This window comes from Virgibacillus oceani, from assembly GCF_041521345.1.
Lineage (GTDB): Bacteria > Bacillota > Bacilli > Bacillales > Amphibacillaceae > Virgibacillus_N > Virgibacillus_N oceani_A.
Genome location: NZ_JBGOHB010000006.1, coordinates 132,392 through 146,084, shown reverse-complemented (window position 1 = coordinate 146,084; position 13,693 = coordinate 132,392). Strand labels below are relative to the sequence as shown.

Below are 13,693 nucleotides of genomic sequence, written 5' to 3'. Positions count from 1 at the left end.
AAAGGGCAGATAGAAAAGCTCTATCTGACCTGCACGGTGATTTCTAACTTCTAAAGGGCAGATAGAAAGGCTCTATCTGACCTGCACGGTGATTTCTAACTTCTAAAGGGCAGATAGAAAGGCTCTATCTGACCTGCACGGTAATTTCTAACTTCTAAAGGGCAGATAGAAAGGCTCTATCTGACCTGCACGGTGATTTCTAACTTCTAAAGGGCAGATAGAAGGCTCTATCTGACCTGCACGGTGATTTCTAACTTCTAAAGGGCAGATAGAAAGGCTCTATCTGACCTGCACGGTAACTTCTAACTTCTAAAGGGCAGATAGAAAGGCTCTATCTGACCTGCACGGTAATTTTTAACATCAAAACGGCAAATAGATTTGCTCTATATGACTTGCACGGTGATTTCTAACTTCCATACGGCAGATAGTTATCCTCTATTCGACCTGCATCGTAATTTCGAGAAACCTGCACTGCATTTAGAATAGCCTTTGTCCATGAGACCTTTTTCTACCATAAATTTTCCACTAGAAATATCCTCTAGTTTTATGACTTAAAACAACATAAAAAAAGAGATTGCCCTTGTGGGAACAATCTCAATTAATTATCCATTATATTCTTCTGTTTCTTCTACATCTTCGGCTACTAATCCGGACAAAACATGTACCCGTAAGATGATACCGAGTACTTTATTTGTATCATCTACGACAACTAATGGAAGGCTTGATTCCAATGCTTTTGGAATTAAATCACTTACAAATTCATCCGGTTTTACGGAAGTAATATTTTCTGTCATCACTTCTTCTAGTGTCTGCTTTTCCTTTATTCCTTTAATGGCATCATCTATCGTGACAATTCCTTTTAAATGACGGCCCCGATCAACAACGAATACACTGGATATGCCGTTTTCTCTCATTTCTTTCACCGCTACATTTAAGCCGTCTTTCATGGAAACTAAAGCATTGGGCTTAATCATTATGTGCTCTGCCTGAAATACTTTCGATCTGTCAATATCCTTGATGAAATCAGATATATAATCATTCGCAGGCTGTTCAATGATTTCCTCCGGTGTTCCCACCTGCACGACACGACCGTCTTTCATCACTGCCACACGATCACCAAGCTTAAATGCTTCATTCACATCATGGGTAATGAAAATAATTGTTTTTTGCAGACGTTCCTGAAGATCGAGGAGCTCCAGCTGCATCTCGCGGCGAATAAGTGGATCCAGCGCACTGAAAGGTTCATCCATTAACAAAATATCCGGGTCATTGGCTAACGCACGTGCCAAACCGACACGCTGCTGCATCCCTCCTGATAATTCATCAGGAAATTTGTATTCATATCCCTTCAGACCGACATTTTCGATGTTTTTCATTGCTGTTTCCCGTCTCTCTTCTTTTGGAACACCCCGAATTTCCAGGCCATATTCCACATTCGCCAATATCGTACGATGGCTGAATAAACCAAAATGCTGGAATACCATCGCTACTTTTTCCTGCCTGAATTTTTTCAGCTGGCTGGGTGAATATTGAACAATATCCTCGTCTTCAACATGGATAGATCCGGTTGTCGGTTTGTTCAGCATATTAAAGCAGCGTATTAATGTGGATTTTCCACTGCCTGATAAACCCATAATGACAAAAACTTCACCTTTATTAATCTCGAACGAGGCATCATACACGCCAACAGTATGATTCGCTTCTTCTAAAATCTCATCCTTTGTTTTTCCTTCTTTTATTAAAGGGATGACGGATTTTGGTCTTGACCCGAAAATCTTAGATACCTGTTCCACTTTCACCTGTGTTGTCATGTATTAACCTCCCCTCTTATTTTGCAGTTTTTCTACAAGTCCATTGGTAATCCTGTCAATGATAATCGCCAAAAATACGATACTGATTCCTGCTTCGAATCCTAATGCAATATCAATCCGATTAATGGAAACTAATACCTGTTCACCAAGCCCTGACGCACCTACCATGGATGCGATAACTACCATAGCCAGTGCCATCATGGTTGTCTGGTTTACACCAGCCATGATCGTCGGAACTGCCTGCGGAAGTTGAACCTTCCCGAGCATTTGCCATCTGGATGAACCAAATGATTGAGCAGATTCGACAACTTCTTTATCCACACCGCGGATGGCCAGTTCCGTTAAACGTATAACCGGAGGCACCGCATAAATTAATGTCGCGAAAATAGCCGACACATTTCCTAAACCGAAGAAAAATATCGCCGGTATCAAATAAACAAAGCTTGGCATCGTCTGCATTGCATCCAGGATTGGCCGCATAACCGTTGAAAATCCTTTGCTGAATGACATCCAAACCCCTAAAGGAATACCGATGATTAAACAAATAAGTACCGCTGTGATAATAATCGCTATGGTTGTCATCATATCAGTCCATAAGCCGAATGTTCCAATTAAAAATATAAAAAGACTATAAAGCAGACCTGCAAAAACCGATTTAAAGTACCATCCCAATAAAAAAATAAAAACGATGAATAGCCACCACGGCAGCCAAACGAGAACATCATCGATCATATTAATGGTTCGGGAAGCCACAAAATAAATAAAATCAAAAAAACCTTCAAATGTTGTATCGAGAAAGCTGACAAACTGATCAACATAATCTCCTAATTGTGTCTGTATATCGGGAAATTCATTCATAATCCGACCACAAGGTTAAATGGTCTCTTCACCTCCAAATTCATACAGAAAAGCAGCTGGACTGCCAGCTGCTCCCCCTATTATTGCATAGCAGCTTTTACATCTTCAGCTACTTCTTCGGAAACCCATCCTGTCCAGAGATTTTCATGTTCATTCATCCACCAGATTGCCGCCTCTTCCGGAGATGCATCATTTTCGTCCATATACACCAATGCTTCTTCTGTCAATTCAGTGCTTGTTTCATAATTACTGAGAAATTCCACGACATCCGGTGCTTGATCCGGTAAGTCTTTGTGAACAGCAACTACTACGTCATTCGGAGGGAATTCAGTAGCTCTTGTTTCATTCCATGTTTCTTCATCATAAGGGTCCTCTTCCAGCAGTGTTAAGTCAAACTCTGCCGTAACCCAGGTTGGAGACCAATAGTAGCCGACCCATGCTTCGCCACCCTCATAGGCTGATGCCAAATCTGCCACAATCGCAGCATCCGAACCAGGCATAAAGTTATTTAATGTTTCATCAAGCCCGTATACTTCAAATTTATCATCAATATGATCCGCTACAGCCCAGCCGCTTGGTGCATTTATTACTCGGCCGCGTTCCGGATCTTCTGGATCTTCAAATACCTCAGGGAAGTTTTTCAGGTCTTCCACTGTTCTTAAATCAGGTGCCATAGGCTCAATGTCTCGCTCCGAATCCCCTTCTATTACATAAGTCGGAACGTACAGTCCCTGATCGTTATCGTCGAAATTTGTGGACACCACTTCATAATCCCCTGCTTCAACCGCTTCTTCATGAACTTCTCTTATATTGTCTGTCCAGACTTCCGTGTATGCATTAATATCCCCATCACGTAAACCTTGAATGGTAGCAGCTGTTGACCCTGCAGTTACATCCGTATCAAAACCATATCCTTCTTCAATAATCATCTGGGCAATACTGTTATGTACTCTAATACTGTCCCATCCAGCATCAGCGAACACAATGGTATCGATGTCTCCACCATTCGATCCGGCTTCATCATTTGTACCGGAATCTCTTTCCGACTCCGAATCACCGCCGCATGCAGCAAGTACCATTAAAGCTGCAGCAGACAATAAAAATAATAGTTTTTTCATTAATTATTACTCCTTCCGTCTAGTTCTTTTCATATAGCTTTATCATCTGTCCTTCATACAATTCACTATTCCATAAATGAAAATATAGCAGGTGTGGACAAAAATAATAAGAAGTGGAGGGGGGAAATCGCTGTAATTATTTTGTAACAAATTAAGTTTAATAAATTAACGTACTTTAATCAATTCGGCAAAATCGGCAAAATGAACGATAAAGCATGTTTATTCCGCAATCACTGTGATATATACTTGGTATATTGGCAATATAGTCAAAATAACTTTAAAATACTGCAAATGAGCTGAAGATCACGAATCATATGATATTCTATTACTTTTCTCTCATGTTTAATTGAAAATATATGGAAAAAGAACCATAGAGACCGACTATTTATGTATAAATTGCACCCTGGGACTGCGAAATATGCTCATACCATCCTAATACCTCACTATTGCTGGCCACTTTAACAAAAAAGCCTAAACAATATAGCTATTTTATCCATGACTTCCAAAGTTTAATACTTTCCAACGTATTAAAAGAACAGCCTCCTGCTTGAACACAGGAGACTGTTCTTTTATCTTTGCACTTCATCAATAATATCCATTACACGTTCACGTGCTTTTTCGCTTTTAAAATTTTCCATCTTATCGATCATGACAGGTGCACGATTTTGCAGCTGTTCTAGCTCTGACAATAATGTCTCTTCTGTAAGCTCCTCTTCCTGCAGCACAAGTGCATACTGTTTTTCCTTGAAGGACTTTGCATTCACAATCTGGTCTCCCCTGCTTGCCTTTAAAGACAAAGGAATGAGCAGCATCGGGATGCGCAATGCCACAAACTCAAATATGGCATTCGATCCAGCTCTGGAAACAACGAAATCCGTTGCTGCAAAAATATCCTTTAGCTCTTCATTTACATATTCAAATTGTGCATAACCTGCAGCATAAGCCGACGTATCTATATTATCTTTTCCGCAAATATGAATGATTTGGAATGATTGTAATAATTCCTGCAGATTGTCTCTTATGATGCTGTTTAATTTTTGCGATCCGGCACTTCCTCCCATGATCAATAATATTGGCAGTCTCCTCCCTGTGAGACCCGCAAAATACAAGCCTTTATCCTTTTCCCCCTGAAAAAGCTCCTCACGAATGACAGCACCAACATACTCTCTTTTCTTCTCAGGCAAATATTCCATCGTCTCTGAAAATGTGGCCAAAACCTTCCTTGCAAATGGAATTGCTATTTTATTGGCGAGTCCCGGGGTGTAATCAGACTCATGAATAACTGCAGGTACCCTTTGCATTTTTGCCGCCAGTACCACAGGTACGGAAACAAAACCACCCTTAGAAAATATAACGGCAGGCTTTCGTTTTTTAATTATTTTCCTTGCCTGCATCGTCCCTTTTAATACTTTAAATGGATCCTTCAGGTTTTCCTTTGACATATATCTGCGAAGCTTTCCAGTGGAAATCGGATGATATGTCACCCCCTCCAATGGTTCAATAAGATTTCGCTCAATTCCGTCTATTGAACCAATATAATCAACTTCCCAGCCTTTATTCAAATAAGCGGGGATCAAAGCCAGGTTAACAACTACATGCCCAGCGGTACCCCCGCCTGTAAAAATGATACGCTTTTTCATTAAAATTCTTCCTTTCTTCCACACAACGAAGGAAAACGGTATATTATTCTTTACTACTCCTTCTCTATCCTATAAAAAAACAATAAAAAAAGGAAGTGAAATTTATTCCCAACTGCTAAGCTTTTATATTTTACCTGCTCTATAAGAAAAGTCCTACTATGGTTGCTGACAAAACAGAAGCCAATGTAGCTCCAACTAATAATTTCATACCAAAACCGGATACACTGATTGCTTTTTCACTGTCAATCCCTTTTACGGTACCAGCAATGATTCCGATAGAAGAGAAGTTTGCAAAACTTGTTAGAAAGACGGTTACAATGCCTATTGTCTTCTCTGATACCTCATTTTCATCCATCATCCCCTGAAAATCAAGCATGGCGACAAATTCATTTGTAACAATTTTTGTTCCCATTACAGAACCTGCCTGGATTACTTCATTTAGCGGAATTCCCATTAATACACCAATTGGTGCCAAAACATAACCCAAAATATCCTGTAAAGTAATTCCCGCAAACACTAACTGAATCAATCCATTAACCAGTTCTAAAGAAGCTATAAAAGCAATTAACATGGCGGCAACAATTAATGCAATTTTACCACCTTCCAACGCACCATTACCCATTGCTTCAAACACACTTCTGTCATTGGTTACATTTTTTATATCCACGACATCTTCCTCTTTTCGCACATTCACAGGTGCAACGATGGAAGCAACAATAAGCGCACTAAACATGTTTAGCGGCAATGCCAGCAGAACATAGGTTGGCGGCAGCATTTGCAGATAAGCACCAACGATCGAAGCTGACACAGAACTCATCGCTGAGGCGCTGACAATATATAACCGATTTCTGCTTAAATGATGAAATTGTGTTCTAATTGCAATCAAAGCCTCAGACTGTCCAAAAAAGATACTGTTTACTGCATTAAATGATTCTACCCTAGGAAGTCCGGTGATTTTTGAAATAACGCCACCAATATACTTGATGATCGTCGGTAATATTCTTATATAAGTAAGTACCGAAAGAATTGTAGCAAAAAAGATAATTAAGAGCAGCACATTAAAGAAAAATACGCCATCCTCATTAATTACAAAACCGCCAACGACAAACTCTATTCCTACCATTCCATATTCAATCAATTGATTAAAAACAGCAGCTATTCCATTTATCATGTTTTGTCCAATTTGGGTGGAAAACATAAACCATGCAATCAAGACCTGCAAGAGCAGCATAATTCCTATGCCTTTATAATTTATATTCTTCCTGTCATTGGAAAGTGAAAAAGCGATCCCTATAACAACAATGATTGCTAAAATACCGAGGAGAACTCCCATAACGCTACTCTCCTTTATATTTATTTAAAAAAATATAATTCATCTTAGTTAGTTGTTCCCTGTTATCTTTTTAACTAACACAAAAAAGAAAGATCTGCTGATTTTTTCACATAACCTTCTTTTTTATGTTTAGTGTGCAGGAAAGAATATCATTTGCAGAACGAAAACAACGCCAAAGAAATAAATAATCCAATGAACATCTTTCCCTTTACCACTGACTAATTTTAATAATGGATACGTAATAAAACCGATCGCTATTCCGGTAGCAATACTCGATGTCAGCGGCATAGTGAGAATGATGGCAAAAGCCGGAAATGCTTCATCAAAAGTTTTCCAGTCAATTCTGGCAAGTCCTTCCATCATAAAGCAACCTACAATAATTAGAACAGGCGCAGTGATGGCAGGAAGATCTGCAATTTTTCCGATGATAGGCGTGAAGAAAATTGACAATGCAAATAATATAGCAACAACAAGCGAAGTCAATCCCGTTCTTCCACCTACAGCTACGCCTGAAGATGATTCAACATAAGCAGAGGAGGGACTTGTCCCAAACATCGCGCCTACCGTAGTTGACGTAGCATCTGCCAGCAATGCCGATTTAGATCGGGGCATCGTTCCGTTTTTCATTAAACCTGCCTGTTCAGCAACTCCAATCATAGTCCCCGTTGTATCAAAAATCGTAACGAGGAGGAATGCCAACACGACTGTATAAAGGCCATGTGTGAATACCCCGGCAATATCCATATCAAAGAACACCGGGACAGGAGGAGTGGAAATATATCCTTCATTAAAATTCAAATAACCCGTCATCATAGCAATCAGACCGGTAACAATCATCCCTAAAAATAGTGCACCTTTCACTTTCCAGACAAATAATATGAGCGTAATAAAAAGTCCAGCAATAGTTAGTTGCGTCATTGGATCCCTTAAATCACCGAAACCGACAATATTTTCCTCATTTGGTACGACAATCCCCGCCATTCTCAGCCCGATAAAAGCGATAAAAAGTCCGATACCTGATGTGATGCCAAACTTTAAAGAAGCTGGGATAGCGGTGATTAAAGTCTCCCTGAGATTCGTTAAACTTAATAAAACAAATATAATACCCGCCAAAAAGACAGTGCCTAGCACAACTTGATAAGAAACACCATGTGCTGCAACCACTGTGGCAAAATAAGCATTCATCCCCATACCAGGAGCAATAGCAATAGGATAATTAGCAAAAAAGGCCATGTATAATGTTCCTATCACAGCTGCAATTATTGTAGCCATGAATACTTGATCAAATGGTACTCCTGCTGAAGATAAAATCGCCGGATTCACTATAATAATATAAACCATTGTCAAAAAAGTAGTCATTCCAGCAACTATCTCTGTTCGGATATCCGTGTTTTTTTTCTTTAGCTTGAAGAATTTTCGCATGTTTACACCTAGCTTTCCGAATAAAATAAACAACATTATAAATAATATTTGTTTTTTATCCATATTGCAATATATAAATATCGTTTTATAAAATATTTCTCTGATCGAGCAGGCGAAATGAGTATGATTTTAGAATAATACTATTTTTATTTATAGCTTCAAAAGGATTTTTTATTCAGCAGCTTAATTCATCACGGTATACTTCGGCAGACCACTTTCCTTTAGAATAAGTTTATTAAAACAAGCGACAGATGAAAGTGCTTCATAAGTTCCCCTACCTAAATATAATGACGTGCCATAGAAAGCACCTATGGTACCTCATCCAGCGCAAAAGGTATAATGAAGTACCATAGGAAGCAAAAAAAAGACCTCGCATGGGATCTCCACCCATGCAAGGTCTCTATAGATTTCTGTATTTATTTAGCCTTCCAATAGCAGATCATATGGATCTTCCAGCATTTCTTTCATGCGTACAAGGAACTGAACTGCTTCTTTTCCATCAACAATTCGGTGGTCATAGGATAAAGCAAGGTACATCATTGGACGAACTTCAATTGTATCATCTGGCATCACCATTGCCCGTTTTTGGATGTTATGCATTCCCAAAATCCCTACTTGAGGTGCGTTCAGGATTGGGGTTGATAGCATGGATCCAAAAATACCGCCATTGGTAATTGAGAATGATCCGCCTTGCAAGTCATCCATTTTCAGTTTTTTATCTCTTGCTTTTGTGCCAAGTTCGGCAATTTCGCGTTCAACACCGGCAAAATCAAGACGGTCGGCATCACGTACCACTGGAACTACTAAGCCATCATCTGTGGAAACCGCAATTCCGATATCATAAAATTTCTTCATAACGATTTCATTGCCTTGAATTTCTGCATTTAACAGCGGGAATTCTTTGAGCGCGCCGACTACTGCTTTTGTGAAAAAAGACATGAAGCCGAGCTTTACGCCATGTTTTTCCACAAATTTTTCTTTCCGTTCACTGCGAAGTTTCATGATTTTCGTTAAGTCCACTTCGTTAAACGTCGTTAACATGGCTGCTTCATGCTGCACACCAACCAGGTTTTTAGCAATGGTCTGACGGCGGCGGGACATTTTAACGCGATCTACCGGCTTATCAAATTCGGTTTTTTCCGTTTCTTTTGCTTCCTTTTTATCGGAAGACTTAGAGCTTGCTTTATCACTGGATCCTTTAGCAGCAGCATCCACATCTTCAGGACGTACTCGTCCAAGCGGATCGCGCGGGCTCACTTCTGATAAATCAATATTTAGCTCTCTTGCGCGTTTTCTGGCAGCAGGGGAGGCGATGACATCTCCTTTGGAGCCACCGGCAGTCTCTTCAGTTTTTTCCTCTTTTTTCGGAGCTTCTTCTTTAGGCTGTTCTGCTTTTTTCTCTTCTTTCGGTTCTTCTTTGGGTTTTTCTTCCGGTTCGGATGGAGCGCTTCCGGCTTCCGCGTTCTCATCTACTTTACCGATCACATCTCCAACTTCTACATCTTCTCCTTCACCTGCTGTAATTTCAGCAAGCACACCGGAAACTTCCGCGTTCACTTCCACGTTTACTTTATCCGTTTCTAGTTCTACAACTGGATCCCCTTTTTCAATTTTGTCTCCTTCTTTGACAAGCCACTCGGCAATGGTTCCTTCTGTAATTGATTCTGCCAGTTCTGGTATTTTAATTTCCTGCACCAGAATCCCCTCCTTTTGATGGATTAATTGCTTTTTCTACTAATTGCGCCTGTTCTGTTTTATGCACGTTCGGTACACCTACTGCCGGGGACGAGCGATTCTCTCTGCCAACATACCTAAGTGTCTGACCCTCTTTCAGCAAATCCCTTAAATAGTCATCCACAAAATCCCAGCTTCCCATATTTTTCGGTTCTTCCTGTACCCAGACGATTTCTTCCAGGTTCGGTAATTCATTTAACTTTTCCGCTAATGCTTTCGCAGGGAAAGGATAAATTTGTTCCAGCCTTAAAATCTGCAAATGCTCATAGTTCTCCTCTGAATTATCGATCGTATCCTCAATATCCACCATGACCTTCCCGCTTCCGATCAGCAAGCTTTTCGCTTTTTCCTTATTCACTTCAAATTCTGGCTGTTCCCGTAATAACTGAAACTTGCCATCTGTAAACGCTTCGGCAGCCGAGGCTACTCTCTGATTACGGATTAAGCTGCTTTTTGGTGTCATGACGATTAATGGTCTTGATTCTTCCCTGTCACGCAAAGCAGCCTGCCTTCTGAGCAAATGGAAAAATTGTGCAGATGATGTCGGGTATGCGACAATCCAGTTATTTTCTGCTGCCATTTGCAAAAAACGTTCCAGACGAGCACTGGAATGCTCCGGCCCCTGTCCTTCATATCCATGAGGCAGCAGGAGAACCATATTTGACTTTTCTCCCCATTTTGCACGTGCTGCTGAAATAAATTGATCAAATATTACCTGGGCAGCATTGGCAAAATCACCAAACTGTGCCTCCCAAATAACGAGTGTTTCCGGTGACTGTACACTATAGCCATATTCAAAACCGAGCACACCGGTCTCGGATAATGGGCTGTTCCGTATATCAAATGATGCATTTGCTTTACCAAAACCATGTAAAGGACTGAATTTTTCACTCGTTTCCACATCATGCAGCACACTATGACGATGTGCAAAAGTACCTCTTTCCGTATCCTGGCCGGTCAACCGGATCGGGATGCCATCCTCTAAAATTGATGCATAGGCTAATGCTTCAGCAGTACCCCAATCGGCTTTATTCCCTTCTTCAAGGGCTTCTGCACGACGCTTAAGAATTCTTTCCACTTTTTTAAAGGCATTGAATCCATCCGGACGATTCAGCATTCCTTCATTTAAAGATTTCAGCCTGTCCAGTTGTACAGCTGTTTCAAATAGCCCCAGCCCGTTCGCCAATGCTTCGGGTATATCGTCTGCCTCCGCAGCAACTGTTTCATTTTCTTTCATACTGTCATAAATAGAGCGAAGATCATCTTCTACATTTTTTGTTATTTTTGTGAAACCTTCCGCATCCAATGTGCCCTTTTCTTCCAGTGCTTTTGCAAAGACATTTGCTGCAGAAGGATGCGCGTCAATATCTTTATATAATAAAGGCTGTGTGCTTCTCGGCTCATCCATTTCGTTATGACCATAACGGCGATATCCAACCAGATCTATCAGTATATCTTTATGGTATTTTTGTCTGTAATCATAAGCGATTTTCATTGCAGAAATACAGGAAATTGGATCGTCTGCGTTTACATGAATGATTGGGATTTCAAAACCTTTCGCTAAATCACTCGCATATCTTGTTGATCTGCCATCTTGCTGATTCGTTGTATAGCCGACAAGGTTATTTGCTATGATATGCAGTGTTCCACCCGTACGATAACCAGGCAGTCCGCTCATGTTCAGCGTTTCTGCCACAACGCCTTCCCCGATAAATGCCGCATCACCATGAATTAAAACAGGAATTGCCTTATTTATGTCCTGTTTAGGATATCCGCCTTCTGAACGGTCATCCTGTGCTGCCCGTGCAAAACCTTCCACAACCGGATTAACAAATTCCAAGTGTGAAGGGTTATGCGCCAGTGTAATGCGTGTTTGTATTTTATCATCTTCTTTAACCACTTTTTTGGCACCAAAATGATATTTCACATCACCCGTCCAACCGTAATTAATACCCATGGAACCTTCTGATGGCATTAATTCCTTATCCGGTGAATGGTGAAACTCGGAAAAAATTTTATCATATGGTTTTCCCAGAACATGAGCCAATACTGCCAGCCTGCCGCGGTGTGCCATTCCAACCATAATATTTTCCACTTTATCAGCTATAGCAAATTCAACTACCTGATCAAGCATCGGAACCATTGCTTCCAATCCTTCAATAGAAAAACGCTTCTGGCCAACGAATGTTTTTGCCAAAAATCCTTCAAAGCCTTCCACATGAGCAAGTCGCTCCAAAAGCTGTGTCTTTTCTTCATCGGTTAAATCCAGACGAGCATTGCCAGACTCAATTAAATCGAGCAGCCATTGTCGCTCTTCATCATTATTTACGTGATCATATTCAAAGGTAATGGTACCTGAATAGTATTTTTTCAGTGTGTTAATTACATCCCAGCCATTCTCCACATTGCCTGAAGCTTTCTCCCATAACCAGGAGGCCGGTATATTTTTCAAATCATCTTCAGTCAACCCGTATGTTTCAGGATCAACCAATTCAGACACTCTCTCTTTTTCCAATCCTACTGGATAGATGTCTGCTTCCAAATGACCGAAACGACGAATAGCCTCAACAAGTTTCATTGCTGAGGTAAGTTTCTTCACGTTATCAATCGATGCACCCTCTGTACTCACTTGCTGCGAATGCTGTTCCGTGAGCCACTTTGGAGCGCCATGAGAATCGAACATTTCCTTAATTGTTGGATCGACCGCTTCTGGATCCTCTTTGTATAAATCATATTGTTCTTCAATATACCCCATATTGGGACCATGAAAATCTGCCCAGAATCTTTGATGAGATTCTTCAGTTTGTGCCACCTTTTATACCCCCATTAGAAGTTAACTATTTCCGTTTATATAACGGCGTTTTACACTCTTTTTTCATTATAAAACTGTCTATGCACTACTTCAACTAATATACCTTATTTTCCGGCAGTATACAATATAATGGGGAACTGTTTTTTATTGATGAAATTTTTTGATGATTACATCCATAAAATTTTCTGTATCATTAGTTCACATTAGCGGCATTATTAGGTATAATAGAGGCATAATATAGAAATATTGCTTAGGAGGATGACCTTATGAAATTGCTGTTGCTAGGCGGCGTAATCGTGGTATTCTTTATATCTTTCTTTACTTCAGGTTACGAATCAAAACCAGGAGTACCTAGAAAAGATCAATCTACTGCTTAATCTGACGTATAAAAAATAAACATATTTCCTTTGGCAAAGAAGACCAAATGAGAGCCACCATGTATGATCATGGTGGCTCTGCTTATTCTACCCCCGGAAAGCTCTGTTGTCTAAGCACTTCATAAATAATAATTGCAGCTGTATTGGATAAATTAAGAGAGCGTACTTTTCCGTTCATATGAATACGGAGGCATCTATCTTCTTTTCCCTGTAATAGGTCGCGGGGGATTCCGTCCGTTTCTCTGCCAAACACAAAAAACAAATCTTCCTCTGTATGACTAAAATCAAAATCCGTATATTTCTTCGTTCCAAAGTTTTCTATATAGTAAAAAGACCCATGCGGGTATCGCCTGTAGAGTGACTCAATGGAATCGTAATCCTCTATATCAACGTGCTCCCAGTAATCCAGTCCTGCTCTTCTTAGCATTTTATCATCTGTGGAAAAGCCAAGCGGATGAATTAAATGAAGTGTCGTATCCGTAGCCAGGCAGGTTCTGGCAATATTTCCGGTATTTGCCGGAATTTCCGGCTGGTATAAAACAACATGTAAACTCACTTTCCCCTACTCCTTATTCTTTTTTCGCAGTA

Annotated in this window: 9 protein-coding genes; all 9 read right to left on the bottom strand. The window is 40.3% G+C overall.

Annotated elements, in window-relative coordinates; all coding sequences use genetic code 11:
- Positions 1 to 602 precede the first annotated feature (602 nt).
- Positions 603 to 1,811 (bottom strand): quaternary amine ABC transporter ATP-binding protein, encoded by a 1,209-nt coding sequence (locus ACDX78_RS06745; protein WP_486026389.1) that lies wholly within the window; start codon positions 1,809 to 1,811, stop codon positions 603 to 605.
- Between the two features lie 3 nt (positions 1,812 to 1,814).
- On the bottom strand, positions 1,815 to 2,669 hold the full coding sequence (locus ACDX78_RS06740; protein ID WP_486026387.1) for an ABC transporter permease: 855 nt from the start codon (positions 2,667 to 2,669) through the stop codon (positions 1,815 to 1,817).
- Between the two features lie 80 nt (positions 2,670 to 2,749).
- Positions 2,750 to 3,787 carry an ABC transporter substrate-binding protein gene (locus ACDX78_RS06735; protein WP_486026385.1) on the bottom strand — a complete coding sequence of 346 codons (1,038 nt, stop codon included), beginning with the start codon at positions 3,785 to 3,787 and terminating at the stop codon, positions 2,750 to 2,752.
- A 569-nt stretch (positions 3,788 to 4,356) separates the two neighbouring features.
- Positions 4,357 to 5,427: an undecaprenyldiphospho-muramoylpentapeptide beta-N-acetylglucosaminyltransferase gene (locus tag ACDX78_RS06730; RefSeq protein ID WP_486026383.1), complete on the bottom strand. Its 1,071-nt coding sequence runs from the start codon at positions 5,425 to 5,427 to the stop codon at positions 4,357 to 4,359.
- Positions 5,428 to 5,566: 139 nt separating this feature from the next.
- Complete coding sequence (locus ACDX78_RS06725) at positions 5,567 to 6,760, bottom strand: NupC/NupG family nucleoside CNT transporter (protein ID WP_486026381.1); 1,194 nt, start codon at positions 6,758 to 6,760, stop codon at positions 5,567 to 5,569.
- A 129-nt stretch (positions 6,761 to 6,889) separates the two neighbouring features.
- Positions 6,890 to 8,182, bottom strand: a complete 1,293-nt coding sequence (locus ACDX78_RS06720; protein WP_486026379.1) for an NCS2 family permease — start codon at positions 8,180 to 8,182, stop codon at positions 6,890 to 6,892.
- 420 nt (positions 8,183 to 8,602) lie between these two features.
- Positions 8,603 to 9,877, bottom strand: a complete 1,275-nt coding sequence (gene odhB / locus ACDX78_RS06715; protein WP_486026377.1) for a 2-oxoglutarate dehydrogenase complex dihydrolipoyllysine-residue succinyltransferase — start codon at positions 9,875 to 9,877, stop codon at positions 8,603 to 8,605.
- Positions 9,864 to 12,728 carry a 2-oxoglutarate dehydrogenase E1 component gene (locus ACDX78_RS06710; RefSeq protein WP_486026375.1) on the bottom strand — a complete coding sequence of 955 codons (2,865 nt, stop codon included), beginning with the start codon at positions 12,726 to 12,728 and terminating at the stop codon, positions 9,864 to 9,866. The genes odhB and ACDX78_RS06710 overlap by 14 nt, the downstream gene beginning before the upstream one ends.
- Before the next feature lie 459 nt (positions 12,729 to 13,187).
- Complete coding sequence (trmL, locus tag ACDX78_RS06705; protein WP_486026373.1) at positions 13,188 to 13,661, bottom strand: tRNA (uridine(34)/cytosine(34)/5-carboxymethylaminomethyluridine(34)-2'-O)-methyltransferase TrmL; 474 nt, start codon at positions 13,659 to 13,661, stop codon at positions 13,188 to 13,190.
- Positions 13,662 to 13,693: the final 32 nt, after the last annotated feature.

Excerpts from the sequence above, each read along its gene's own strand:
- ACDX78_RS06735 (WP_486026385.1), bottom strand. The coding sequence starts at position 3,787 with ATGAAAAAACTATTATTTTTATTGTCTGCTGCAGCTTTAATGGTACTT.
- ACDX78_RS06730 (WP_486026383.1), bottom strand. The coding sequence starts at position 5,427 with ATGAAAAAGCGTATCATTTTTACAGGCGGGGGTACCGCTGGGCATGTA.
- ACDX78_RS06725 (WP_486026381.1), bottom strand. The coding sequence starts at position 6,760 with ATGGGAGTTCTCCTCGGTATTTTAGCAATCATTGTTGTTATAGGGATC.
- ACDX78_RS06745 (WP_486026389.1), bottom strand. The coding sequence starts at position 1,811 with ATGACAACACAGGTGAAAGTGGAACAGGTATCTAAGATTTTCGGGTCA.
- ACDX78_RS06740 (WP_486026387.1), bottom strand. The coding sequence starts at position 2,669 with ATGAATGAATTTCCCGATATACAGACACAATTAGGAGATTATGTTGAT.
- ACDX78_RS06720 (WP_486026379.1), bottom strand. The coding sequence starts at position 8,182 with ATGCGAAAATTCTTCAAGCTAAAGAAAAAAAACACGGATATCCGAACA.